Genomic DNA, 25,069 nt, shown 5'->3' with positions numbered 1-25,069 from the left:
CTCCATTCCCCAATCCCGGCATCTGCAGAGGGCCGGGATTCGGGAGTCGGGATTGGGGATTCGCAAAAGCGGTGCGTCGGCACTCGTGAAACGCCACCCGATCCCGAATCCCGAATCTCCAATCCCGTCATCTGCAGACAGCCACAGCCGCTGGACGCCCGCTTTTACGAATCCCCAATCCCCACTCCCCAATCCCCGCCCCAATCCACCTGACGCTAACGCTGTCCCGTTCATCATGAACAGATGGCAGACGCGCTCCCCCTCCGACCGCCGCCGCCGCGCCTGGACGATGCCTGCGCATTGTTCCTGGACGTGGACGGCACTCTCATCGCCTTTGCCGAACGCCCCGACCAGGTGCAGTTGCTGCCCGAGGTGCGTGAGGCGATCGGCCGCCTGCACCAGCGCCTCGGTGGCGCGGTGGCCTTGGTCAGCGGACGTCCGCTGACGCAACTGGACGCCCTGTTCGCGCCGCTGCGGCTGCCGGCCGCCGGCCTGCACGGCCACGAGTTGCGCAGCGACGCCGACGCGCAGGCGGCGATGCCCGCCGATACCTCGCAGTTTCTGCATGCGCTGCATGCGCGCGCCGCGCACCTGCGCCAGGCGCATCCGGGCGTGCTGGTCGAGGACAAGGGCGCCAGCGTGGCGCTGCACTGGCGCGCGGCGCCGAGCGCCGCCGAGGCGGTGCTTGGGTTCGCCCACGCCCAGATCGCCGACCTGCCCGGCTACCGCCTGCAGCCCGGCGATCACGTGGTCGAGTTCGTGCCCGAAGGCAGCGACAAGGGCGTGGCGCTGACCACGCTGCTGCAGCAACCGCCGTTCCGGGGGCGCCGCCCGGTGTTCGTCGGCGACGATCTCACCGACGAATTCGGCTTCGCCGCGGCCAACCAGGCCGGCGGCTGGAGCGTGCTGGTCGGCGCCCGCGCCGACAGCGTCGCCACCTATGCGCTGCCCGATCCACGCGGCGTACACGCCTGGCTGCGCGATAACGCCGGATGAGGGCGCCGCCGCGCCCGCCCGCCCGCGTCCCGTGGTCGCTTCCCCCACTGCTTCCGCACAAGGATCCGTCCGTTCCATGAGTTCCCCCAATCTCGACCTCGGCGTCATCGGCAACGGCAGCTTCGGCGCCCTGATCGACAAACGGGCCAGCGTGGTGTGGAGCTGCCTGCCGGCCTTCGACGGCGACCCGGCGTTCTGCGCCCTGCTGTCGCCGCGCGCGCATCCCGGCGGCGATTTCAGCATCGAGCTGGAAGACTTCGTCGACAGCGATCAGCACTACCTGGCCAATACCGCGATCCTGCGCACGGTGCTGCGCGATGCCCACGGCGGCGCGGTGGAGGTGATCGACTTCGCGCCGCGCTGGCGCAACCACGGCCGCTTCTACCGCCCGGTCAGCATCATCCGACAGGTGCGGCCGCTGGCCGGCAACCCGCGCATCCGCGTGCGTGCACGGCCGCTGGCGGACTGGGGTGCGCGCCAGCCGGAGAGCACCTGGGGCAGCAACCACGTGCGCTGGCTGTTGCCGGACTTCACCCTGCGCCTGACCACCGACGTGCCGGTGCGCTTCATCCGCGACGAGTTGCCGTTCGTGCTTGCCCACCCGGTCAACCTGATGCTGGGCGTGGACGAATCGCTGACCCGCTCGCTGACCGGCTACATCCAGGAAGCGCAGGAGCGCACCGAGGAATACTGGCGCGAGTGGGTGCGCTACCTGTCGGTGCCGCTGGACTGGCAGGACGCGGTGATCCGCAGCGCCATCACCCTGAAGCTGTGCCAGTACGAGGACAGCGGCGCGATCATCGCGGCGATGACCACCTCCATTCCGGAAGCCCCGGACACCCCGCGCAACTGGGACTATCGCTACTGCTGGCTGCGCGACGCCGCCTTCGTGGTGCGCGCGCTGAACCGGCTCGGCGCCACCCGCACCATGGAGCAGTTCCTCGGCTACATCTTCAACATCGCCACCACCGACGGCAGCCTGCAGCCGCTGTACGGCATCGGCTTCGAGGCCGCGCTGGAGGAACACGAGGTCGAGTCGCTGGCCGGCTACCGCGGCATGGGCCCGGTGCGGCGCGGCAACCTGGCCTGGATCCAGAAGCAGCACGACGTGTACGGCAGCGTGGTGCTGGCCTCCACCCAACTGTTCTTCGACCTGCGCCTGAAGGACCCCGGCGACACCCACACCTTCCTGCGCCTGGAACCGCTGGGCGAGCGCGCCTTCGCGCTGCACGACGTGCCCGACGCCGGCCTGTGGGAGTTCCGCGGCCGCGCCGAGGTGCACACCTACACCAGTGCGATGTGCTGGGCCGCCTGCGACCGCCTGGCCAAGATCGCCGCGCGGCTGGGCCTGGAGGAGCGCGTGGCGCACTGGCGCGAGCGCGCAGACCGCATCCACGCACGCGTACTGGCCGAGGCCTGGAGCGCGGAGCTGGGGCACTTCACCGACACCTTCAACGGCCACCGGCTGGACGCCTCGTTGCTGCTGTTGGCCGACATCGGCTTCATCGCCCCGGACGATCCGCGCTTCATCGCCACGGTCGAAGCGATCGGCCGCGACCTCAAGCATGGCGATGCGCTGTACCGCTACGTGGCGCCGGACGACTTCGGCGAACCGGAGACGAGCTTCACCATCTGCACGTTCTGGTACATCGACGCGCTGGCCGCGATCGGCCGCAAGGACGAGGCACGCGAGCTGTTCGAGCGCATCCTCGCCCGGCGCAATCACCTGGGCCTGCTGTCGGAGGATCTGGCCTTCGACAACGGCGAAGCCTGGGGCAATTTTCCGCAGACCTATTCGCATGTCGGCCTGATCATCGCCGCCATGCGTTTGTCGCGCAGTTGGCAGGAGGCATCATGAGCAGACTGGTCGTGGTATCCAACCGTGTGGCACTGCCCGGCGAGAACCGTGCCGGCGGCCTGGCGGTGGGCTTGCTGGCGGCGCTGAAGGAACGCGGCGGCGTCTGGTTCGGCTGGAGCGGCAAGACCGTGCGCGGCGACAGCGGCGCAATGCACGAGCAGACCCAGGGCGACATCCGCTTCGTCACCATGGATCTGAATCGCGCCGACCTGGACGCGTACTACAACGGCTTCGCCAACCGCACGCTGTGGCCGTTGCTGCACTTCCGCCTGGACCTGGTCGACTACGACCGCGCCACCCGCGAGGGCTATCGCCGGGTCAACGCCATGTTCGCCGACAAGCTCGCGCCGATGCTGCGCGAGGACGACACGGTGTGGATCCACGACTATCACCTGATCCCGCTGGCCTCGCTGCTGCGCGAGCGCGGCATCGGCTGTCGCATCGGCTTCTTCCTGCACGTGCCGTTCCCCTCGGCCGACCTGATCCAGGCGCTGCCGGACCACGCACGGCTGTTCTCCGGCTTCTACGCCTACGACCTGATCGGCTTCCAGACCCGCCGCGACGTCGACCGTTTCCAGGCCTACGTGCGCCTGTTCGGCGGCGGCAAGGTGATCAAGGACGGCGTGCTGGAAGCGCCGGGCGGCCGCCGGTTCCGCGCGGCCATGTTCCCGATCGGCATCGACACCGAACTGATCGCGCAGCAGGCGCGCGCGGCGATGTCCAAGCCGGCGGTGCGCGACCTGCGCAGCAGCCTGCGCGATCGCCAACTGGCGATCGGCGTGGACCGGCTGGACTACTCCAAGGGCCTGCCGGAACGCTTCCTCGGCTTCGAGCGCTACCTGGAGCGGCATGCGGACCAGCGCGGCAGCCTCACCTACCTGCAGATCGCGCCGGTCTCGCGCGGCGACGTCACCGAGTACAAGCAACTGCGCAACCAGCTCGAGCAGATCGCCGGCCACATCAACGGCGGCCATGCCGAGCCGGACTGGACCCCGCTGCGCTACGTCAACCGCAACTTCACCCACGCCACCCTGACCGGCTTCTATCGCGCCGCGCAAGTCGGCCTGGTGACGCCGCTGCGCGACGGCATGAACCTGGTGGCCAAGGAATACGTGGCCGCGCAGGACCCGGAGAATCCCGGCGTGCTGGTGCTGTCGCTGCTGGCCGGCGCCGCCGACGAACTGAAGGAAGCGCTGCTGGTCAATCCGCACGACCTGGACGGCGTCGCCGACGCCATCGCCACCGGCGCGTCGCTGCCCAAGGCCAAGCGCATCGAGCGCTGGCAGGCGATGATGGATCACCTGCGCAAGCACGACATCAATGCCTGGCGCCAGCGCTACCTGCAGGCGCTGGAAAGCCTGCGCTAGCGGCGGCATAGGCTTCGTCCGACGTGGCGCGCACAAAGCCTGCGCGCGCCGCGATCCTGGCTCACTACGTCGTCATGCGGCGGTCGCCACTGCGCGGCATGACGCAGTGTTCCGCGTGCCATCACGGCCCGACGACCTGCACCGCCTAAAATAGCCCGCACGCGCCGCGCCGATTCCCGCCGCTTTCCGAATACGCGGCAGCGCGGTCGCTGCCTTGCGATGCGCGCCGCGGTTGCGGCCCCGCCCTCGCCTCCCCCTCCACGATCCGCCTGCACCGCCGCCATTCGCGCCACGCGCCAGGGATCCTCGTCGGATGTTTCGCTCATGACCGCTGCTTCCTCCCCCCACGGACCTGGCCGCTGGCTGTTCGCCGGCTATGCCGTCCTCATCGCCGTGATCGGCGTCGCCCTCGCCATCATGGGCGGGCAACTCGTCGCCGTCGGCGGCTCCTGGTACTACCTGCTCGCGGGCGTGGCGCTGGCCGCGTCCGGCGTGCTGCTGGCGCTGGGCCGCCGCGCCGGCCTGTGGTTGTTCGGCGTCACCCTGGCCGCCACCATCGCCTGGGCCCTGGCTGAGGTCGGCCTGGACGGCTGGGCGCTGATCCCGCGCCTGGCGATGGTGTCGGTGCTGGGCCTGCTGCTGTTGCCGTTCTGGAAGGTGGCGCGCTGGCGCCTGGCGCCGGTCTCCGGTATCGGCTACCTGCTGGTCGCCGGCGTGCTGCCGGTGCTGGGCGCGGCACTGGTGTTCGTGCCGCTACTGTTCCCGCGCACGGTGGAACTGGCCGACCCCAGCCTGGCCGCGCAGCGCCCGCAGGCCGCCTTCAGCCGCGCCACGGTGGACAGCCCCGACGGCAACGTCGCCGGCAACCACGACGCCGGCAACTGGACCGCCTATGCCGGGTCCAATCTGTCCAATCACTACAGCCCCGGCGCGCAGATCACCCCGGACAACGTCAAGGACCTGAAGATCGCCTGGGAATTCCACACCGGCGACCTCAAGCCGGCCGGCTCCAAGCTCGGCTACGCGTTCCAGAACACCCCGCTGAAGGTCGGCGACCTGGTCTACATCTGCACGCCTACGCAGAAGGTGATCGCGGTGGAGGCCACCACCGGCAAGGAACGCTGGCGCTTCGATCCGCACACCGATCCGAAGGCCATGGCCGGCGTCGCCGCCACCACCTGCCGCGGCGTGTCCTACTTCGAGGCCACCACGCCGGTCGCCGAGTGCGCCAAGCGCATCTTCTGGCCAATGGTGGACGGCCGCCTGGGCGCGCTCGACGCGCTCACCGGCAAGCTCTGCGACAGCTTCGGCACGCACGGCTATGTCGATCTGAACAAGGACACCGGCAACACCAAGCCCGGCTTCGTCGGCCCGACCTCGCCGCCGGTGGTGATGCGCGGCGTGGTGATCCAGCCCACCGGGCAGATTCGCGACGGCCAGGAGCGCGACGCGCCGTCCGGCGTGGTGCGTGCCTTCGACGCGGTCAGCGGGCAGCTGCGCTGGGCCTGGGACCTGGGCAACCCGGCGATCGATGCGGCCCCGCCGGCCGGCCAGACCTACACCCGCTCCACCCCGAACGTGTGGTCGCTGATGGCCGCCGACGACCAGTTGGGCCTGGTCTACCTGCCCACCGGCAACGCCTCCGGCGACTTCTTCGGCAGGCAGCGCACGCCGCAGGAAGAGGAGTACACCGCCTCGCTGGTCGCCCTGGATGCGGCCACCGGCAAGGAGCGCTGGCATTTCCGCACCATCAACCATGATCTGTGGGACTACGACATAGGCCCGCAGCCGAACCTGGTTGACTTTCCGATGCCCGGCGGCGGTACCCGCCCGGCGGTGATCCAGGCCACCAAGTCCGGCCAGGTGTTCGTGCTCGACCGCGAGACCGGCGCACCGATCATGCCGGTGGAGCAGAAGCCGGTACCGCAGGGCACCGACCACGGCGACTGGACCGCCAGGACCCAGCCGGTGTCGCCGGGCATGCCCAACACCGTCGGCGCGCCGAGCAAGGACTACGAAACCCTGGTCGAATCCGACGCCTGGGGCATCACCCCGTTCGACCAACTGGTGTGCCGCATCCAGTTCAAGCGGCTGCGCTACGAGGGCATGTTCACCCCGCCGAGCCTGGGCGGTTCGCTGGCCTTCACCGGCAACCACGGCGGCATCAACTGGGGCGGCGTGTCGGTGGACCTGCAGCGCGGCATCATGGTGATGAACAGCAACCGCCTGCCCTACACCGAGCAGGTGTATCCGCGCCAGGAAATGCAGGCGCTGGGCGTGGTGTCGGTGTTCAACGGCAAGAGCAGGACGCCCGGCTACATGGCCCAGGAAGGCCTGCCCTACGGTGCGCGCAAGGAGCCGTGGATGTCGCCGCTCAACACCCCGTGCGTGGCGCCGCCGTGGGGCTATATCTCCGGCGTGGACCTGCGCACCCAGCAGGTGATCTGGCGGCGTCCGCTGGGCACCGGCTACGACCAGGGCCCGATGGGCATTCCGTCGAAGATGAAGTTCGAACTGGGCACGCCCAACAACAGCGGCTCGCTGGCCACCGCCGGCGGCGTGACCTTCATCGGCGCGGCGCTGGACAACTTCCTGCGCGGCTACGACACCCAGACCGGCAAGCTGCTGTGGGAAGTGCGCGTGCCGGCCGGTCCGCAGGCCGCACCGCTGAGCTACACCGTCGATGGCAAGCAGTACATCGTCGCCGCGATCGGCGGCCACGACCGCATGGATACCAAGGCCGGCGACAGCGTGATCGCCTGGACCCTGCCCGACGCGAAGGCGCCGGCGAAGTAAGCGTCCGCCCATCCCGCCACCGGCCCACAGTGGGTCGGTGGTGAGGACGGTCAGCCCGGCCACGCGCGAGCCGGCATGCCCGTCTGGCCTGCCGCGGGTTCCCCGCGCAGCGCCCCTGCTGCTGTAGCGCGTCACCCTCTCGCGCCTCGCTGCCGACGCCGCACAGGCATGCAGGCCATGTGAAGTTTCCGACGAACGGCAGCTGCCGGCGATCCAGCACGCCGCGCAATGCGCCGATACTGGCTGTACCCCCGCGAGATCGCGTCGCCCCTGCGGCGTTGCCCGTTGTTTTTCAGCCGGTGCATACCATGCCCTCGCCATCCGCCGCTCTCCGCCCGACCATTCCCGCGTGGCTGCGCCTGCATTCGGCGCAGCTTGCCCTGGCCCACGTGCTGGTGCTGCTGGCGCTGACCGGCTACGCGCTGCATGTCGGCCGCACGGTCGGGCCGACCGGATCGGCGCTCCCGCGCATACTGCCGGCGCTGCTGGTTGCCGCCGCGGTCGCCGCGGCGCTGGTCTGGGCCGGCAGACGCAGCGCGCCACGCGCCCTGCACCGGGCCACGCAGGCGCTGCAGGCGCTGGGCGAAGGCCGCTTCGAGCACCGCGTGGACCTGACCGGCGACGCGGCCGAAGTGGCCCTGCTGCGCGCGGTGCAGAACGCACAACAGGCGCTGGCCGCACGCCAGGCGCAGGCCGAGGCGGAACTGCGCCATGGCCGCTTCGTGATCCAGGCGCTGGACGATCTCGACACCATGGTGCGCATCGCCGACGACGATGGCCGCGTGCATTTCGCCAATCGCAAGCTGCTGCAGATGCTGCGGACCATCGAAGCGGACGTGCAGCGCTTCCGCCCGGAATTTCGCGCCGAGCAGTTCGTCGGCGGCAGCATCGGCGACATCTATCCGGACAGCCAGGCGGCGATCGACCGCATGCGTGCGCTGACCGGCTCCAAGCGCGTGCGCGCGCCGTTCTTCGGCCGCCAGATCGATTTCGTGTACAGCCCGATCAACGGCGCCGACGGCCGCCGCCTCGGCACCATCGCGCAGTGGGAAGAGGTGACCGCGCAGGTCAGCGCCGAACAGGCGCTGGCCACGGTGATCGAGGCCGCCGCGCGCGGCGATTTCAGCCAGCGCATCGAGACGGCGGCGATGGACGGAGTGCTCAAGTCGCTGGCCGACGGCGTCAACCGCATCGCCGATGCGGTGGAGAGCAACCTGGCGCAGCTGGCGGCGGCACTGGCGGCGCTGGCCGAAGGCGACCTCACCCATCGCGTCGACGGCCAGGCCCAGGGCGTGTTCGCGCAGTTGCGCGAGGACACCAACCGCACCGTGGCCAAGCTCACCGAGATCATCGTCGGCATCCAGGACGCGGCCGAGACCATCCGCCGCGCCGCCGCGGAAATCGCCGCGGGCAACACGGATCTGTCCGATCGCACCGAACAGCAGGCGGCGAGCCTGGAAGAGACCGCCAGTTCGATGGAGGAACTGACCTCGGCGGTGAAGCAGAACGCGGACAACGCGCAGCAGGCCAACGGCCTGGTGCAGAACACCGGCGAGGTCGCCCGGTCCGGTGGACAGGTGATGGACGAGGTGGTGGCGACGATGCGCGCGATCAGCGCGTCCTCGCAGCGCATCGGCGAGATCATCGGAGTGATCGACGGCATCGCCTTCCAGACCAACATCCTGGCGCTCAACGCCGCGGTGGAGGCCGCGCGCGCCGGCGAGCAGGGCCGCGGCTTCGCCGTGGTCGCGAGCGAGGTGCGCTCGCTGGCGCAGCGTTCGGCCGATGCGGCCAAGGAGATCAAGGACCTGATCGAGGCGTCCACGCGCACCGTCGGCGAAGGCGCGGCGCTGGTCAATCGCGCCGGTGCCACCATGCACGAGATCGTCGGCTCGGTGCAGCGGGTGACCGGCCTGATCGGCGAGATCAGCGCCGCCAGCGGCGAACAGTCCAGCGGCATCGAACAGGTCAACCGCACCGTGGCGCAACTGGACGAAGTGACCCAGCGCAACGCCGCCCTGGTCGAGGAAGCCACCGCCGCCGCGCGCAGCATGGAGGAACAGGCCGGCGGGCTGGCGGCCGCGGTCGGCGTGTTCCGCCTCGACAGCGGCCGCGCCGACGGTAGCGACGGCAAGGTGCTGCCGTTCGCGCGCGGTGCCGGCTGAGCCGGTCCGCGCAGCGCGCTCACTCCAGAAACCGCGCGCGCTGTTGCGGCTCCGGCAGGAAACACTGCGCGGTGGTGCCGAACCAGCGATGGCGGTTGCGCGCCAGCAGCCGATAGCCGGCGTCGCGCCAGCGCCGCGGCAGCAGGCGCAGCAGCGCGACACTGCGCCACACCCCGCCAAGCCCGGCGATCACCGCGATCGCCGCGTCCGAGTCGGTCAGTGCAGCATCTGGCGTCAGCAGCAGGAACGACAGCGGATCGGCCGGATCCAGCCCGTGAGCGCGCAACAGCGCGCTGCCGCGCGGCGACTGCATCGCCGCAAAGCGGTAGCGGCCGCGATGGTCATGGCGCAGCAGGAACCGCACCCAGCGGCTGCACAGCGCACACACCCCGTCGAACACGACGATGGCCGCGCCCTCCGGCGCCGTGGGCGCCACCACCGGCGGCGGCTCAGGCCGGCGCAAGCCAGCCCTCGTAGCGGATGAACGGGCCGATCCACGGCAGCGTCACCGCAATCAGAAACGCATAGCGGCCGTCGCGCTGGTCTTCGCGGCAGTGCACGGCGGCCAGCCAGCGCCGCGGCAGCGGCAGCACGCCGAAGGCCCAGGCCCGCGCCACGCGCCATTCGATGCCCGCGCCGTCCACCCGCAGCGCGAATTCGAACACCACCGCGCCCAGGCGCTCGCGCAGCCGGCCGCGGTGCAGCCACAGCCGCGACGGCATGGCATGCCGACCGAAACGGCGCTCCCAGCACTCCCCGCGCACATCGGCGCGGAACACCACCTCCACCGGCGTGGCCGGTTCGGTGCGCGGCAGCCGCACCAGCCACGCGCACAGCGGCAGCAGGAGATGCCGGCCGCGGACGACCTCGGCCTGGCCGACGTAGCGCGACTGCGGCCCCGGCGTGTGCAGCGCGCGCAACACCGGCGGCAACTGCGCAAACGCCGGCCCCAGCACCTGCGCGAACAGCGGCGCGGTCAGGGCGCGATCCACGCCAGGGTCGCCATGCGCCCGCTGCGGCGGTCGCGCCGATAGGAGTAGAAGCGCTGCGCATCGGCGATGGTGCACAGGCCGCCGCCGTGGATCTGCTCCTGCGCCATGCCGGCCGCGACCAGGCGTTGCCGCGCCAGTGCGTACAGGTCCACCCGCCAATGTCCGGGCCGGGTGTCCACGAACGCAGCGGCGGCGGCCGGATCGTGGCGCAGGAAGGCCTCGCGGACGTCGACGCCGATCTCGTAGTGCTGCGGCCCGGCCGCCGGGCCCAGCCAGGCCTGCAGCTGCGCCGGCGACGTGCGCAACGCGGCCACGGTGGCCTCCAGCACGCCGCCGGCCAGCCCCTGCCAGCCGGCATGCGCTGCCCCGACCTCGCTGCCGTCGCGCGCGGCGAACACCACCGGCAGGCAGTCGGCGGTGAGGATCGCCAGCACCACGCCCGGTTCGGCGGTGACCGCGGCGTCGGCGGTCGGCTCAGCGTCGAGTCCGGTGCCGTGCGGCGGTCCGTCGAAACGCAGCACCTGCACGCCGTGTACCTGCCGCAGCCAGTGCGGCGGCGTCGGCAGCGCCAGCCGCTCGGCCAACTCGTCGCGGTTGCGCTGCACGGTGGCCGGGTCGTCGCCGTCGGCGGCGCTGCGGTTGCCCAGGTTGAAACGGTCGAACGGCGGCCTCGAGGCGCCGGCGCCAGTGCGCACGGTGGTCAGCGCGTGGACCCGCGGCGGGGCCGGCCAGTCGGCCTGCAGGGCGAAGTCCGGCATCAGCAGCACCCTCGGCCGACAGCGGCCGCCTTGCCGCATCGCGGGCGTCCCCGGCCGCAGCCCCAGACGGCGCCGCGTGCCACGGCGCAGGAAACCGGCGACGTGGCCATGCTCAGCGCCGCGCCCGCTCGGCCGCCGCCTGCGCATCCGCGCGCAGGGAGGCCATCAGCTGCTGCAGGTCGGCCGGCACTGCGGCGGTGGCTCGGACCGGTTCGCCACTCAGCGGATGCTTGAACTCCAGGGTCTCGGCGTGCAGCGCCTGGCGCTTGAAGCCGCGCAGTTCGCCGATCAGTTCCTCGCTGGCGCCCTTGGGCAGCTTCAGCGGGCCGCCGTACAGCGGGTCGCCGACGATGGGGTGCTTCAGGTGTGCCATGTGCACGCGGATCTGGTGGGTGCGGCCGGTCTCCAGGCGGCATTCCAGGGCCGTATGCGCACGGAAGCGCTCGCGCAGCCGGTAGTGGGTGACCGCATCGCGGCCGTCCTCGCGTACCGCCATGCGCAGGCGGTCGCGCGGATGGCGGTCGATTGGCGCGTTGGCGGTGCCGCCGGAGACCAGCGCCCCGACCACCACCGCCAGGTATTGCCGGTGCACGTCGCGCGCGGACAGCTGCGCCACCAGCGAGGTGTGCGCCTGCAGGGTCCGCGCCACCACCATGGCGCCGCTGGTGTCCTTGTCCAGGCGGTGCACGATGCCGGCGCGCGGCAGCGCCGACAGCCCCGGATCGCGGTACAGCAAGGCATTGACCAGGGTGCCGCTGGGGTTGCCGGCGCCCGGGTGCACCACCAGCCCGGCCGGCTTGTTCAGCACGATGACCTGGTCGTCCTCGTACAGCACCTCCAGCGGGATGTCCTCGGGCAGGGCGTGGGTCTGGGTGTCCAGCACCGCGTGCAGGCTGGCGATCTCGCCGCCGCGCAGCGGATCGCGCGGCCGCGCCGGGGCGCCGTCGAGCAGGGCGTCGCCGGACTTGATCCATTCGGCCAGGCGCGAGCGCGAGTATTCGGGGAACAGTTCGGCCAGCACCGCGTCGAAACGGCGGCCGGCGGCATGGTCGGGCACGCGCGCCTGGCGCGGGCCGTCGCTGGCGGCGTCCTCGGGGAGGTCCGGGGGGGTATTGGGCATGGCAGGGGCACGGCTTGGGTCGGAAAAGGAGAGTCGCGGCGGCCGTAGTCAGTCGCAGGACAGGCCACTAGGCTATCATCGCCCCTTCGTATTCCTGCCCTGCCGCGCCCGAACCCATGATCCGACGCTCCGTCCCGCTGTCCGCGCACGTCCGTTTCATCGCCCTGCTGCTGGTCACGCTGGTCGTGGCGACGGGTTGCCACCGTCAGAAGAAGAACCCCGAGGAAGGGATGCCGGTGGAGCAGCTCTACCAGAAGGCGCATGCGCAGATGGAGAGCGGCAACTGGGCCGGCGCCGAGAGCAGCTTCAAGCGGCTGATCGCGCAGTACCCGTACGGCAACTACACCGAGCAGGCGATGATCGAAAGCGCCTACGCCCAGTACAAGGCCGGCAAGCACGACGACGCGGTGTCCACCATCGACCGCTTCATCCGCACCTACCCGACCCAGCGCAACATCGCCTACATGTACTACCTGCGCGGGTTGTCCAACTCCAACCGCGACACGGTGTTCCTGCGCCGGGTGTGGTCGCTGGATCCCAGCCGCCGCGACCTGTCTACCCCGCAGCAGGCCTACGCCGACTTCAACACCGTCGCCGAGCGCTACCCGAACAGCCGCTACGCCGCCGACGCGCGCGAGCGCATGATCGCCCTGCGCAACGTGTTCGCCCAGCACGAGCTGGACAACGCGCTGTACTACCTGCGCCGCGACGCCTGGGTGTCGGCCGCCTCGCGCGCCACCTACCTGCTCGAGACCTACCCGCAGAGCGCCTACCAGTACGATGCGGTGGCGGTGCTGGCCGATGCCTACACCCACCTCGGCAACAAGACCCTGGCCGCCGACGCGCGCCGCGTGCTGGAGCTCAACGATCCGCAGCATCCGTGGCTGACCGGCAACTGGCCGAAGTACCCGTGGATGATCCGCAAGCTCAATCCGTTCGCCGGCGAGAAGTCCGCCGCCACCGGACAGTCCAACTCGCAGATGCAGCGCTGATCCATCGCGCCGGCGGGATGCACACCGACAGGGGCCGCAAGGCCCCTGTCGCGTTCTGGGGGACCACTACGGCGCCGCCCTCCCCTGCAATGGCGGGCCGATCCGGCCTGGTACTCGGCGGCGAAGACCGCGCGGCAGCGCGACGGTGCCGGGCCTGCCCCGCGCCGCGGACTGCGACGCACGCCCCAATCCGGACGATTGTCGGCCAGACCGCTGCGCAGCCTTGCTAGGCTGCCCCCACACCTCCTCCGTGCCGATCCGCTGGGACCCTGCCCATGCCCATCCTGCGCCCGCTGTTGTGGTTGTTCGCCGCCGTCTTCTCCGCCGCTGCCGCCCTGCCGGCCACCGCAGCACCGGCCATCGTGTACGGCGTCAACGGCCACGACGGCCGCCAGGCCTATCCGCTCAGCCAGAGCGAGGCGGTGTTCCGCCTGCTCGACCAGCGCAACCTGCGCAGCTACCGCTTCGACGTCGACCCGCGCAACTTCACCGTGCTCGACAAGTTGGTGCAGCTCTCGCGCAAGTACAACATCGCGCTGCGGCCGATGGTGTATCCGATGTCGCAGGAGATCGGCTACGCGTTGGCGCGACGCTATGCCAACGACATCAAGGTCTGGGAGATCGGCAACGAGCAGGACCTGGACCGTGCCGCCGCCCCGGCGCGGATCGCGGCGATGACCACGATGTACCGCGGCATGAAGCAGGCCTCCGACGAAGTGGGCGCCGGCCTGCAGTTCACCATCAACATCACCGCCTGCAACAGCGACGATCATTCGGCCACCGCGCGCTGCCCCGGCGACCGCAACGGCTCACTGTGGTTCCTCGACCAGGCCAAGGCCGCCGGCTTCGACTTCGACCGGATCAGCTTCCACTACTACGCCTTCCACGGGGAGCGCGGCTACTGGATGGACCTGTATCTCGGACAATTGCGCGCCGCCGCGCAGAAATACGGCACCAAGGTGTACGTCAACGAGCTCAACTGCGCCGAGATCTACACCGGCAACACCGATGGCGGCTACCCCGGCGACGGCGCCTGCTACGACAGCGTGGCGGAACTGCTGCAGACCCTGCGCAGCGACTACGCCGACGTGGTCGCCGAGATCAATCTCTACGAACTGCTCGACCAGCCGGACCAGCAGGGCGCGGAGGCCCATTTCGGCCTGATGTACGACCTGAGCCGGCCGAAGCCGACCCTGGGCCTGCTGACCGACGCCGCCCGCTGAGCGTGCCGCGTCTTCGCGCGGCGTGGTCGCCGCCTACGGCTATGCTGCGGCGATGTTCGAACTGCATCGGGTCACCCGCCGCTACGGCGACACGCTGGCACTGGACCAGGTCGATCTTTGCATCGCCCCGGGCCGCACCACCGCGTTGATCGGCCCCAGCGGCGCCGGCAAGTCCAGCGTGCTGCGCCTGCTGCTGGGACTGGAATGGCCGGATCGCGGCGAGGTGCGCTTCCAGGGCGAGCCGCTGCGCTGCGCCACCCTGCTGGCGCAGCGCCGGCGCATCGGCTACGTGATCCAGGAAGGCGGGCTGTTCCCGCACCTGAGCGCGCGCGACAACGCCGCCTTGCTGGCGCGCACGCTGGGCTGGACGCGGCCACGCATCGCCGCGCGCCTGCACGAACTGGCGGCCTTGTGCCGGCTGCCGGAGGCGCTGCTGGCGCGCTATCCGGCCGAGCTGTCCGGCGGCCAGCGCCAGCGCGTGGGACTGATCCGCGCGCTGCTGCTTGACCCGCCGGTGCTGCTGCTGGACGAACCGCTGGGCGCGCTCGATCCGATCGTGCGCCGCGAACTGCAGACACAGATGCGCGAGTTGTTCGCGCTGCTGGGCAAGACCGTGGTGCTGGTGACCCACGACGTCGCCGAGGCCGCCTACCTGGGCGACACCCTGGTGCTGATGCGCGGTGGCCGCGTGCTGCAGGAAGGGAGCGCACGCCACCTGCTGGAGGCGCCGGCCGATCCGTTCGTCGGCCAGTTCCTGCAGGCGCAGCGCACCCTGGAGGATGCGCGGTGACGTCGCCAGGCGCGCACTGGCGCGCGGTCGTGCTGGTCGTTTTGGGCGCTGTGGCCAGCCTGTCGGGCCTGCCGGCCGCTGCCGCGGAGACCAAGGTGGTGGTCGGCTCGAAGAACTTCACCGAAGCGGTGGTGCTGGGCGAGATCGCCGCCGGCGCCGGGCGCCAGGCCGGGGTCGAGGTCGAGCACCGGCGCCAGCTCGGCGGCACCCGCATCCTGTGGCGCGCGCTGGAGCAAGGCGCGATCGACGCCTATGCCGAATACACCGGCACCCTGGCCGCCGAACTGCTGCAGATGCCGGGCGCCGACGACGCCGCGCTGCGGCAGGCGCTGGCGCAACGCGGCCTGGCGATGAGCGCGCCGCTGGGCTTCGACAACACCTATGCGTTCGGCATGCGCCGGCAACGCGCGCAGGCGCTGGGCATTGTGCGCCTGTCCGACCTGGCCGCGCATCCGACGCTCAAGTTCGGGCTGAGCAACGAATTCGTCTCGCGCGCCGACGGCTGGCCCGGCGTGCGCGCCGCCTACGGGCTGCCGCAGACGCCCACCGGCCTGGACCACGACCTCGCCTACCGCGCACTGGACAGTGGCGCGATCGACCTCACCGACCTGTACAGCACCGACGCCGAGATCCCCGCACACGACCTGCTGGTGCTGCAGGACGACAGGCATTACTTCCCGCGCTACGCCGCGGTGTTCCTTTACCGCGCCGACCTGGCGCAGCGCGCGCCGCGCTTCGTGCAGGCGCTGCAGGGACTGGGCGGACGCATCGACGCGACGACCATGCAGCGGCTCAACGCCGAGGCCAAGCTCGACAAGCGCGCCGAGAGCGCCATCGCCGCGCACTGGCTGGGCATCGCCGCACCGGCGCAGGACGGACGCCTGCAACGGCTGCTGCAACGCACCCGCGAACACCTGGCACTGGTCGGGCTGTCGCTGGGCCTGGCCCTGCTGGTGGCGCTGCCGCTGGGCATCCTGGCGGCGTACCGGCCACGGCTCGGCCAGGGAGTGCTGGCGCTGACCGGCGTGCTGCAGACGCTGCCGTCGCTGGCGGTGTTCGTGTTCATGATCCCGCTGTTCGGCATCGGCGCCAAGCCGGCGATCGCCGCGCTGTTCCTGTACAGCCTGCTGCCGATCGTGCGCAACACGCACGCCGGCATCACCGGCATTCCTCGCGAGTTGCGCGAGACCGCCGCCGCGCTCGGCCTGCCGCCAGGCACCCGGCTGGGGCGGATCGAACTGCCGCTGGCGCTGCGCACCATCCTCGCCGGCATCAAGACCGCGGCAGTGATCAATGTCGGCACCGCGACCCTGGGCGCCCTGATCGGTGCCGGCGGCTACGGCCAGCCGATCCTCACCGGCATTCGCCTGGACGACCTCGGCCTGATCCTGGAAGGCGCGGCGCCGGCCGCGCTGCTGGCGCTGCTGGTGCAGGGCCTGTTCGAGCTGCTGGAACGGGCGCTGACCCCGCGTGGATTGCGCCTGGCAGCGCGGCGGTGAACCAGGCGCCACGCCACGGGCGTCAGAGGTGCGACCGGCCGTGGCAACCGCCACCCGCGCGAAACGCTTCACACCGGAATGCGGTCGCGGCCGAAGCCGCGCCTACGGCGTGCATGCCGCTTCCTCGTAGGAGCGGCTTCAGCCGCGACCAACGAAGCCATGCACCCAACAGGATCGCCGATCCGGACCGGTGATCGACTGCGTTCCCCATCGAAACTGAAGCCAGACAACGATCGCACACACGTGCGTTCACGCACGCGCCGCAGCCACCATCTCTTGGGCAAGGCCACGCATCGCCTCCGGCGTCAGCTGCAGATACGGGGCGATGCGCAGCGCACCATGGCGATGGGTACAGATGATCTGCGCAGACTGCAGCCATGGCAGCAACACCGGCATCGTCGATGCCGGCGGACGCAGTGCGTACAGGTGCGGCGCGTGCCCCGGCACGGTCCAGTCGCCCGCGCCCAGCGCGTGCAGTTCGGCGTCGAAGGCCGCGCCAAGCTCGCCGAGCCGCTGTGCGATGCGCGCCGGCTGCCACCGCTGCACCTGCTGCAGCGCGGCGCTGGCCATCGCCAGGCGCAGCGGATCGGCGACGCCGCCGGCATCGAAGCGGCGCGCGCCGCTGCGGTACGGCGGCGGCGCTTCGGCCGGGAACTGCCAGTCGCCGCCCGGATCGCGCGCCTGCCAGTGCTGCTCGAACGGGACGCCGTGCGCGCGCCAGTGCGGCGAGGCCCACAGCCACGCCAGCCCCATCGGCCCGAGCAGCCATTTGTGCCCGACCGACACCACGAAATCCGGCCGCCAGGCGTCCAGGCGCACCGGCAGCACGCCCAGGCTCTGGCTCAGGTCCAGCACCAGCATCGCGCCGGCCGCATGCACGCGCGGCGCAATGCGGTCCAGATCCAGCAGGCTGCCGTCGCGCCAGTAGGCATTGGGCAGGGTGGCCACGCGCACGCGCGGCTGCGCCTCGAGCGTGGCCAGCACCGCGTCGGTCCAGTCCTGGCCCGGCGCCGGCCGCACCACCGCGAGGTGCGCGCCGCTCTCGGCGCAGCGTTGCTGCCACGCCAGCAGGTTGGAGGGGAACTGGCCATCGAGCAGCAGCACCGCATCGCCGGGCGCCAACGGCACCTGCCGCGCCGCGATGGCCAGGCCGTAGGCCGCCGACGGCACCATCGCCACCCCTTCGCTGTCGCCCGAGAACACGGTGGCTGCAGCCAGCGCGCGCAGGTCGTCGATCTGCGCGCGCCAGGCATCGAAGGACAGTGTCCACGGCGCGATCGCGTCGGCCAACGCCGCCTGCCCTGCGGCCAGCGCACGGTGCAGGCGCGGCCCTTTGCTGGCGGTGTCCAGGTAGCGCACTCCCGCCGGCAAGGCGAACGCATCCGCCGCGGCATCGAGGTCGACCAGTTCGCCGGCGCAAGCCGGACCGGCAGCATGGGGCGAGGCGATCGTAGACATGTGTCTAGGGTAACGCCACGGTCCGCGACGCGTGACGGTCCGTTCACGCCGCTGCGCTAAGACTGCATCGATGCAAGCGATCTCTCCGGCGTCACCGCCCTCGCCCATCGTGTCCGTTGCGACGCTGGCGGACCGCCTGCGCCGCGTGCGCGCCCGCAGCCGTCATCTCGCCGCGCCATTGAGCGAAGAAGACGCGATGGTGCAGAGCATGGACGACGCCAGCCCGGCCAAATGGCATCTCGCGCACACCACCTGGTTCTTCGAGCGTTTCGTGCTTGGCGCCGATCCGGCGTACCGCGCGCACGATCCGCAGTGGGATTACCTGTTCAACAGTTACTACCAGAGCATCGGCCCGGCGCATGCGCGGCCGCATCGCGGCCTGCTGTCGCGGCCCTCGCTGGCGCAGGTGCTGGAGTACCGGAACGAGATCGAAACCCGCGTGCTGGCGCAGTTGCAGGCCGGCACGCTGGCGCCGCAGACCCTGCAGATCCTGGAACTGGGCCTGCAGCACGAGCAGCAACACCAGGAGTTGCTGCTCACCGACATCAAGCACGCGTTCTGGCGCAATCCACTGGGCCCGGCCTATCGCGTCGACCTGGCGACGCAGCACGCGCCGGCGTCCCCGCTGCGCTGGCTGCAGCGCGATGAGCAGATCAGCGAGATCGGTGCCGCGCCGTGGCCGGCGCATGCCGACTTCGCCTACGACAACGAATCGCCGCGGCATCGCGTGCTGGTGCCGGCGCATGCGCTGGCCAGCCGCCCGGTGAGCAACGCCGAATACGCCGAGTTCATCGCCGATGGCGGCTATCGCACGGTCGGGCTGTGGCTCAGCGACGGCTGGGCCAAGCGTTGCGCCGAGGACTGGCAGCGCCCGCTGTACTGGCATGCCGACGGCGCGCGCGAATTCACCCTCGGCGGCTGGCGCGAACGCGATCCGCATGCGCCGGTGTGCCATCTCAGCCTGTTCGAGGCCGATGCGTTCGCGCGCTGGGCCGGCGCACGCCTGCCGACCGAAGCGGAGTGGGAACAGGCGGCCGCCGGCGTCGCTATCGCCGGCAACTTCGTCGAGCGCGACGCGCTGCATCCGCAGTCGAAGGCGCCGGCCAGTACCGGCCTGCAGCAGTTGTTCGGCGATGTCTGGGAATGGACTGGCAGTGCCTACCTCCCCTACCCCGGCTTCCGCCCGTGGTCGGGCACGCTGGGCGAATACAACGGCAAGTTCATGAACGCGCAGTGGGTGTTGCGCGGCGGCAGTTGCGCCACGCCGCACGATCACATCCGCGCCAGCTACCGCAATTTCTTCCCCTCCGATGCGCGGTGGCAGTTCGCCGGCGTGCGCCTGGCCAAGGATCCCGCATGAACGCCGCAACCGCCCGCGCCCTGACCGAAGCCGCCCTCACCGATCTGCATCCGCAGGCCGACGACATCGCCGCCGACGCGATCGCCGGCCTGTCGCACAGCCCCAAGCAGCTGCCGTCCAAGTACTTCTACGACGCCGAGGGCTCGCGCCTGTTCGAGGCGATCACCCGCCAGCCCGAGTACTACCTGACCCGCACCGAGCTGGACCTGCTGGAAGCGCGGATGCCGTCGATCGCGCAGGCGGTGGGCACCGGCGCGCATGTGGTGGAACTGGGCAGCGGCAGCGGCCGCAAGACCCAGCTGCTGCTGGACGGCCTGCGCATGCCGGTGGCCTACACTCCCATCGAGATCTCCCGCGACATGCTGATGTCCAGCACCGCGCGGCTGGCCGAGCGCTTCCCGCACATTCAGATGCTGCCGGTGTGCGCCGACTTCACCGCGCCGGTGGCGCTGCCGGCGCCGCAGCGCGGCGCGCGCCGCACCCTGGTGTTCTTCCCCGGCTCGACCCTGGGCAACTTCACCCGCGAGGACGGCATTGCCCTGCTGCGCTCGATGCGCCAGACCATGGGCGCGGACGGTTGCGCGCTGATCGGCATCGACCTGGTCAAAGACACGGCGCTGCTGGAGGCGGCCTACAACGATGCCGCCGGGGTCACCGCCGCATTCACGCTGAACCTGCTGCGCCGACTCAACCGCGAGATCGGCAGCGACTTCGACCTGGCGCAGTTCCGCCATCATGCCGTCTATTCGGAAGCGCGCGAGCGCATCGAGACCTTCCTGGTCAGCCAGTGCGCCCAACAGGTGACGGTGGCCGGGCAGCGTTTCGATTTCGCCGAAGGCGAAGCGATGCAGGTCGAGTACAGCCACAAGTACACCGACCAGAGCTTCGCGGCGATGGCCGCCGAAGCCGGCCTGCGCGTCAGCCATGGCTGGAATGCGCAGGACGATGCGTTCGGGCTGCGGTTGCTGCAGGCGGTCTGAGGGGCCGGGATTGGGGAATCGGGATTGGGGATTCGCAAAAGCGAATACGGCGCGATGCCGTAGTTTCCTGTCAACGGGACCCGCGTGACATCCCTCGTAGGAGCGGCTTCAGCCGCGACGGGCTTTACCGGTAAAGCCCGTCGCGGCTGAAGCCGCTCCTACAGATGAGACAGCTGCCAGGTCGACGACCGCGTCAGGCCTGGTACCCGTTGCTGATCGGATAGCGCCGCTCGCGTCCGAAGGCGCGGCGCGACACCTTGGGCCCCGGCGCGGCCTGGTGGCGCTTCCACTCGCTGATGCGCACCAAGCGCACCACCCGGTCGACCACCTCGGCGGCATAGCCGGCGGCGACGATTTCGTCGCGCGATTCTTCCTGGTCGACGTAGCGGTACAGGATGCCGTCGAGCACGTCGTACGGCGGCAACGAATCCTGGTCGGTCTGGTTGGCGCGCAGTTCCGCCGAGGGCGGCCGCGTGATCACCGCGGGCGGGATCACCGGCGTGCCGCCGACCGTGTTGCGCCACTTCGCCAGGCCGAACACCTCGGTCTTGTACAAGTCCTTCAGCGGCGCATAGCCGCCGCACATGTCGCCGTAGATGGTGGCGTAGCCCACCGCGTACTCGCTCTTGTTGCCGGTGGTCAGCAGCAGACCGCCGAACTTGTTGGCCAGCGCCATCAGGATCACGCCGCGGCTGCGCGACTGCAGGTTCTCCTCGGTGACATCGGGCTCGGTGCCGGCGAACAGCGGGCCGAGCGCGCTCAGCAGGCCCTCGAACGCCGGCTCGATCGCCACCGTCTCCAGCTTCACGCCGAGGACGCGGCACTGGTCCGCGGCCAGGTCGTTGGACAGGTCGGCGGTATAGCGCGACGGCAAGCGCACCGCGGTGACGTTGTCCGCGCCCAGCGCGTCCACCGCCATCGCCAGCACCAGCGCCGAATCGATGCCGCCGGACAGGCCAAGCCAGACCTTGGAAAAACGATTCTTGGCGCAGTAGTCCTGCAGCCCGCGCACCACCGCGCGCCAGGCCAGCGCATCCATGCTCTCGTCGCCATCGTCGGTCCAGCGCAGCGGCGCGAAACGGCGCGCGGCGGTGTCGTATTCCACCACCAGCCACTGGTCGGTGAAGGCGGCCGCCGCCGGATGCACGGTGCCGTCGCCGTCGGCCACCACCGAGGCGCCGTCGAACACCAGCGCGTCCTGGCCGCCGACCACGTTGAGATAGGCCAGCGCCGCACCGCTCTCGCGGCTGCGCTCGGCCAGCAGGGCGTCGCGCTGCGCATGCTTGCCGCGCTCGTAGGGCGAGGCATTGGGCACCAGCACCAGTTCCGCGCCCGCCCGCACGGTCGCCGCCAACGGCTCCGGGAACCACAGGTCCTCGCAGATCACCAGGCCCACCGGCGTGCCCTTGACCTCGAACACGCAGTTCTCGCCGTCCGGGTCGACGTCGAAATAGCGGCGCTCGTCGAACACCGCGTAATTGGGCAGTTCGCGCTTGCGATAGGTCCGCTCGATGCGGCCGCCGCGCAGCACGCTGGCGGCGTTGTAGACCACGCTGCCGGCGCTCTGCGGCCAGCCGACCACCGCGACGATGCCGTGCACCTGCGCGGCGATGCGCTGTACCGCGCGCTCGCAATCGGCCAGGAAGCCCGGCCGCAGCAGCAGATCCTCCGGCGGATAGCCGCTGACCGCCAGTTCCGGGAACAGCACCACGTCGGCGCCGTATTCGTCGCGCGCCTCCTCGATCAACGCGATGATCCGGTCGGTGTTCTGGGCCACGGCGCCGACCGGGAAATCGAACTGGGCCATGGCGAGACGGAGGGAGGCGGACATAGGCAACCTTGCAGGAACGAAGGGAAGACAGGCAGGCGCCACGCGAGGGCATCGCACCTGCTGCGGCGCCGCGGCATCGCGTGGCGCCCTGCGCAGTGTAGCGCTGTGCCGGGTTGCGGCCGGTGATGCGCATGCCGCCACGTTGGAGTGCAGGCATGTAGGCCAGGCAAGCCACATCTTGGGTGCGCACATGGCGGCAGCCGCGGCGATGCCACAGGACGCTCCCTATGGCGCACGCGCTTGAGAAAGCCGCTTGGCCAGGCACCCCGCGTCGCGACTGAAGTCGCTCCCACGGCAACATGCACGACCAACAGCAATCGCTGGCGCATGCACCGCGCGTCGCCGCCGAAGCCGCGCTCACTCCAGGGACAGCACGTGCTGACGCGTCACTGTGGGCGGGACTTCAGTCCCGACTGCATCAACCCCGAAGCGCCGGCCAGCCACCACCACCATGTGCTTCAGCGGGCGCCAGCACCAGCCCGTGCACGCCGCCGCCGGCGCCAACGCCGCAGCAGCATCGCCAGTCCCGCACACAGCCCCAGCGCGGCGACGCCCAGCACCGCCATGCGCACGGCGGTGCCGTGCTGGAACACCACGTCCTTGCCCTCGCCGTCGAGCGTATAGGCGACCACGTAATCGCCCATCGTGCCCATGCCCTCGCGACCACCGGCGGCGATCACCACGTACTGCTTGCCGCCTACCGCATAGACGGAGGGCGTGGCCTGGCCGCCGGCCGGCAGCTTGGCCTCCCACAGGGTCTTGCCGGTGGCGCTGTCGAGCGCGCGCAGGCGCGCATCGGCCGCCGCGGCGATGAAGGTCAGGCCGCTGGCCGTGGTCACCGCACCGCCGAGCAGTGGCGTGCCCACCTCCAGCGGCAGCCAAGGCAGCTTCTCTTCCAGGGTGCCGAGAGGGCGCTCCCAGGCGATCTTGCGCGTGCGCAGGTCCACCGCCACCAGCCGCCCCCACGGCGGCTTGACGCAGGGAATGCCGCTGGAGGAACTCAGCACGCCGCGGCGCATGTCGTACGGCGTGCCCTCCATGTCGTTGAACTGCTGGTCCGGATGGCGCGCGTGCTCGGCCTTGCTGAACTGCTCGCGCGGGATCAGCGCCACCTGCATCGGCAGGTCCGACACCGGAAGGATCGCCAGCTGCCGCTGCGGATCCACCGCGATCCCGCCCCAGTTCACCCCGCCGGCCCAGCCGGGCAGCGCGATCGTGCCGCGCACGCTGGGCGGGGTGAACAGGCCTTCCGAGCGCAGCCCGGCGATCAGCGCGGCGCATTCGCGGCGCGCGCCCGGCGTCGCGCCCCAGGCATCGGCGGCGGTCAGCGGCATATGCCGCGCCAGGCGCAACCCCGGCTCGGGCATCGGCTGGGTCGGCGAGGCGCGCTCGCCCGGCACGTCGGAGGCCGGCACCGGCACCTCGCTGATCGGGAACAGCGGCGTGCCGTCGCGACGGTCGAAGGCGAACAGGAAGCCGGTCTTGGTCGCCTGCAGCACCGCCGCGCGCGGCCCCTGCACGGTCTGCACCGTGGTCAGCACCGGCTGCGAGGCCAGGTCGTAGTCCCACAGATCGTGATGCACCAGTTGCTGCGCCCACACCCGGCGCCCGCTGTGCAGGTCCAGCGCCACCAGCGAGTCGGTATCGCGGTTGTCGCCGAGGCGCTCGCCGCCGTAGTAGTCGGGACTCGCCGAGCCGGTCGGCACGTAGACCAGGCCCAGCGCCGGATCCACCGACAGCGGCGCCCAGGCATTGCCGCCGCCGACCGTGGCCGCCTGCGCCGGCTGCCAGCCGGCGGCGGTAGCCTTGTCCGGGTCGCGCGGCACCGGATCCCACCGCCACAGCTCACGGCCGCTGCGCGCGTCGTAGCCGCGCACCACGCCCTGTTCCAGCGCATGCCCGCGGTTGTCACCGATCGAACTGCCGACCACCAGCACGTCGCCGGCCACCACCGGCGGCGAGGTCACCGCATAGTTGGACCAGGCATCGCTGGCGTTGTCGTGCACGTCGATGCCGGCATGCAGGTCGATCGTGCCGTCCTTGCCGAACCCGGCGCAGGGCCGGCCGTCGACGGCATCCAATGCGATCAGCCGCGCATCCAGGGTGCCGAACACGATGCGCTCGCGGCACGCCCCTGCTGCGGCCTGGGTGTCGCGCCAGAAACTCACTCCGCGCGAGGCCGGATCGCTGTAGTGCTTGTCGCGCCGCACCTTGGCATCGAACGACCACAGCTCGCGGCCGCTGGCCGCATCCAGGGCGAAGGCGATGCCGGTGCCGGTGGTGAGGTACATGCGTCCACCCAGCACCAGCGGATTGGCCTCGAAGCGACGCCGTTCCGGATCGGGCAGGCCCGCGCCGAGTTCGCCGGTGCGGAACGACCAGGCGATGCGCAGCCGGCCGACGTTGTCCGGGGTGATCTGGGTCAGTGGCGAATACTGCCCACCACCGGGCGCGCCGGCGTAACTGGCCCAGTCGCCCGGCGCCGCCGCGCAGAGACCACCGATGCCCATCGCCATGCCCGCCCCGCATACCGCCGCCCGCCATCGCCTGATCACGCATCCGCTCCCGTCACTGCCGAAGAAAGTGGCGTCAATGTCGGCACCGCGCCGGACCGTGTCAGCGCCGCAGGGACGGCATCACCCGGCCAGGGGACCAATGGCGGGGCGGCAGGGACGAATGGCGACCACCGGGGTGGCGCAACTGTTTGATTGCGCAGACGGTGGTGGGCGGCAGTGCGTGGCCACCCCATCCGCCCCGTCGCGCCAGGGACGCCGCACCAGTGCCGCGCACCGCATCCTCGAAACGAAAAAGGCCTCGCTCGCGCGAGGCCCTTCCGGACAGCGGCGGCGACAACGACGCACCCGAAGGCGGTCGCTGCCGCGGC

The 25,069-nt window shown here is 70.9% G+C and carries 18 protein-coding genes; 11 read left to right on the top strand and 7 right to left on the bottom strand.

Annotation, left to right across the window (positions count from 1 at the left end):
- The first annotated feature begins 243 nt into the window (after nucleotides 1–243).
- The 5 genes from otsB (at nucleotide 244) to NUG21_RS05820 (ending at nucleotide 9,182) form a co-directional block, all read left to right on the top strand.
- Entirely contained in the window at nucleotides 244–996 is a 753-nt protein-coding gene (otsB, locus tag NUG21_RS05840; protein WP_263392524.1) for a trehalose-phosphatase, read from the top strand.
- Nucleotides 997–1,072: 76 nt separating this feature from the next.
- The gene (locus tag NUG21_RS05835) at nucleotides 1,073–2,854 is read left to right on the top strand and encodes a glycoside hydrolase family 15 protein (RefSeq protein ID WP_160948495.1); all 1,782 of its coding nucleotides are present in this window, start codon (nucleotides 1,073–1,075) and stop codon (nucleotides 2,852–2,854) included.
- Nucleotides 2,851–4,221: an alpha,alpha-trehalose-phosphate synthase (UDP-forming) gene (gene otsA, locus NUG21_RS05830; RefSeq protein ID WP_160948496.1), complete on the top strand. Its 1,371-nt coding sequence runs from the start codon at nucleotides 2,851–2,853 to the stop codon at nucleotides 4,219–4,221. Before NUG21_RS05835 ends, otsA begins: the two co-directional genes overlap by 4 nt.
- Nucleotides 4,222–4,584: 363 nt before the next feature.
- Nucleotides 4,585–7,017, top strand: a complete 2,433-nt coding sequence (locus NUG21_RS05825; RefSeq protein WP_263393037.1) for a membrane-bound PQQ-dependent dehydrogenase, glucose/quinate/shikimate family — start codon at nucleotides 4,585–4,587, stop codon at nucleotides 7,015–7,017.
- 308 nt (nucleotides 7,018–7,325) lie between these two features.
- Nucleotides 7,326–9,182 (top strand): methyl-accepting chemotaxis protein, encoded by a 1,857-nt coding sequence (locus tag NUG21_RS05820; protein ID WP_263392523.1) that lies wholly within the window; start codon nucleotides 7,326–7,328, stop codon nucleotides 9,180–9,182.
- Between the two features lie 19 nt (nucleotides 9,183–9,201).
- Here the strand turns inward: NUG21_RS05820 and NUG21_RS05815 are convergent, their stop codons facing one another.
- From NUG21_RS05815 to rluD, 4 genes are all read right to left on the bottom strand, one after another.
- Nucleotides 9,202–9,621, bottom strand: coding sequence for a thiol-disulfide oxidoreductase DCC family protein (locus NUG21_RS05815; RefSeq protein WP_242080905.1), 420 nt, complete (start codon nucleotides 9,619–9,621; stop codon nucleotides 9,202–9,204).
- A 10-nt stretch (nucleotides 9,622–9,631) separates the two neighbouring features.
- Nucleotides 9,632–10,174, bottom strand: coding sequence for a DUF4166 domain-containing protein (locus tag NUG21_RS05810; protein WP_263392522.1), 543 nt, complete (start codon nucleotides 10,172–10,174; stop codon nucleotides 9,632–9,634).
- Nucleotides 10,159–10,932 carry a peptidoglycan editing factor PgeF gene (pgeF, locus tag NUG21_RS05805; protein ID WP_263392521.1) on the bottom strand — a complete coding sequence of 258 codons (774 nt, stop codon included), beginning with the start codon at nucleotides 10,930–10,932 and terminating at the stop codon, nucleotides 10,159–10,161. Before pgeF ends, NUG21_RS05810 begins: the two co-directional genes overlap by 16 nt.
- A gap of 112 nt (nucleotides 10,933–11,044) precedes the next feature.
- Nucleotides 11,045–12,052, bottom strand: coding sequence for a 23S rRNA pseudouridine(1911/1915/1917) synthase RluD (gene rluD / locus NUG21_RS05800; RefSeq protein ID WP_160947590.1), 1,008 nt, complete (start codon nucleotides 12,050–12,052; stop codon nucleotides 11,045–11,047).
- 116 nt (nucleotides 12,053–12,168) lie between these two features.
- Here rluD and NUG21_RS05795 point away from each other — a divergent pair, with 116 nt between their 5' ends.
- From NUG21_RS05795 to NUG21_RS05780, 4 genes are all read left to right on the top strand, one after another.
- Nucleotides 12,169–13,044 carry an outer membrane protein assembly factor BamD gene (locus tag NUG21_RS05795; RefSeq protein WP_019797124.1) on the top strand — a complete coding sequence of 292 codons (876 nt, stop codon included), beginning with the start codon at nucleotides 12,169–12,171 and terminating at the stop codon, nucleotides 13,042–13,044.
- 275 nt (nucleotides 13,045–13,319) lie between these two features.
- On the top strand, nucleotides 13,320–14,267 hold the full coding sequence (locus NUG21_RS05790; RefSeq protein WP_019797125.1) for a glycoside hydrolase family protein: 948 nt from the start codon (nucleotides 13,320–13,322) through the stop codon (nucleotides 14,265–14,267).
- 52 nt (nucleotides 14,268–14,319) lie between these two features.
- Entirely contained in the window at nucleotides 14,320–15,057 is a 738-nt protein-coding gene (locus NUG21_RS05785) for an ATP-binding cassette domain-containing protein (protein ID WP_263392520.1), read from the top strand.
- Nucleotides 15,058–15,098: 41 nt separating this feature from the next.
- Nucleotides 15,099–16,556 carry an ABC transporter permease/substrate-binding protein gene (locus NUG21_RS05780; RefSeq protein WP_263393036.1) on the top strand — a complete coding sequence of 486 codons (1,458 nt, stop codon included), beginning with the start codon at nucleotides 15,099–15,101 and terminating at the stop codon, nucleotides 16,554–16,556.
- Between the two features lie 249 nt (nucleotides 16,557–16,805).
- On the opposite strand, the gene NUG21_RS05775 is transcribed toward NUG21_RS05780, so the two are convergent.
- Nucleotides 16,806–18,014 (bottom strand): aminotransferase class V-fold PLP-dependent enzyme, encoded by a 1,209-nt coding sequence (locus NUG21_RS05775; RefSeq protein ID WP_263392519.1) that lies wholly within the window; start codon nucleotides 18,012–18,014, stop codon nucleotides 16,806–16,808.
- A gap of 70 nt (nucleotides 18,015–18,084) precedes the next feature.
- Here NUG21_RS05775 and egtB point away from each other — a divergent pair, with 70 nt between their 5' ends.
- The gene (gene egtB, locus NUG21_RS05770) at nucleotides 18,085–19,374 is read left to right on the top strand and encodes an ergothioneine biosynthesis protein EgtB (protein WP_263392518.1); all 1,290 of its coding nucleotides are present in this window, start codon (nucleotides 18,085–18,087) and stop codon (nucleotides 19,372–19,374) included.
- Nucleotides 19,371–20,354 (top strand): L-histidine N(alpha)-methyltransferase, encoded by a 984-nt coding sequence (gene egtD, locus NUG21_RS05765; RefSeq protein WP_263392517.1) that lies wholly within the window; start codon nucleotides 19,371–19,373, stop codon nucleotides 20,352–20,354. Before egtB ends, egtD begins: the two co-directional genes overlap by 4 nt.
- A gap of 193 nt (nucleotides 20,355–20,547) precedes the next feature.
- Here egtD and NUG21_RS05760 read toward each other — a convergent pair whose 3' ends face one another.
- Both NUG21_RS05760 and NUG21_RS05755 read right to left on the bottom strand, forming a co-directional pair.
- Nucleotides 20,548–22,185, bottom strand: a complete 1,638-nt coding sequence (locus tag NUG21_RS05760) for an NAD+ synthase (protein WP_160947583.1) — start codon at nucleotides 22,183–22,185, stop codon at nucleotides 20,548–20,550.
- Nucleotides 22,186–22,643: 458 nt separating this feature from the next.
- Nucleotides 22,644–24,740 (bottom strand): pyrroloquinoline quinone-dependent dehydrogenase, encoded by a 2,097-nt coding sequence (locus NUG21_RS05755; RefSeq protein ID WP_263392516.1) that lies wholly within the window; start codon nucleotides 24,738–24,740, stop codon nucleotides 22,644–22,646.
- Nucleotides 24,741–25,069 lie beyond the last annotated feature (329 nt).

It is taken from the genome of Xanthomonas sp. CFBP 8445 (genome assembly GCF_025666235.1).
Taxonomy (GTDB): domain Bacteria; phylum Pseudomonadota; class Gammaproteobacteria; order Xanthomonadales; family Xanthomonadaceae; genus Xanthomonas_A; species Xanthomonas_A indica.
This window is presented reverse-complemented; position numbering and strand designations above follow the sequence as displayed.

Coding starts and splice junctions, on each gene's coding strand:
- otsB (WP_263392524.1), top strand. CDS start 244: ATGGCAGACGCGCTCCCCCTCCGACCGCCGCCGCCGCGCCTGGACGAT.
- NUG21_RS05835 (WP_160948495.1), top strand. CDS start 1,073: ATGAGTTCCCCCAATCTCGACCTCGGCGTCATCGGCAACGGCAGCTTC.
- otsA (WP_160948496.1), top strand. CDS start 2,851: ATGAGCAGACTGGTCGTGGTATCCAACCGTGTGGCACTGCCCGGCGAG.
- NUG21_RS05820 (WP_263392523.1), top strand. CDS start 7,326: ATGCCCTCGCCATCCGCCGCTCTCCGCCCGACCATTCCCGCGTGGCTG.
- pgeF (WP_263392521.1), bottom strand. CDS start 10,932: ATGCCGGACTTCGCCCTGCAGGCCGACTGGCCGGCCCCGCCGCGGGTC.
- rluD (WP_160947590.1), bottom strand. CDS start 12,052: ATGCCCAATACCCCCCCGGACCTCCCCGAGGACGCCGCCAGCGACGGC.
- NUG21_RS05795 (WP_019797124.1), top strand. CDS start 12,169: ATGATCCGACGCTCCGTCCCGCTGTCCGCGCACGTCCGTTTCATCGCC.
- NUG21_RS05790 (WP_019797125.1), top strand. CDS start 13,320: ATGCCCATCCTGCGCCCGCTGTTGTGGTTGTTCGCCGCCGTCTTCTCC.
- NUG21_RS05785 (WP_263392520.1), top strand. CDS start 14,320: ATGTTCGAACTGCATCGGGTCACCCGCCGCTACGGCGACACGCTGGCA.
- NUG21_RS05775 (WP_263392519.1), bottom strand. CDS start 18,014: ATGTCTACGATCGCCTCGCCCCATGCTGCCGGTCCGGCTTGCGCCGGC.
- egtB (WP_263392518.1), top strand. CDS start 18,085: ATGCAAGCGATCTCTCCGGCGTCACCGCCCTCGCCCATCGTGTCCGTT.
- egtD (WP_263392517.1), top strand. CDS start 19,371: ATGAACGCCGCAACCGCCCGCGCCCTGACCGAAGCCGCCCTCACCGAT.
- NUG21_RS05760 (WP_160947583.1), bottom strand. CDS start 22,185: ATGTCCGCCTCCCTCCGTCTCGCCATGGCCCAGTTCGATTTCCCGGTC.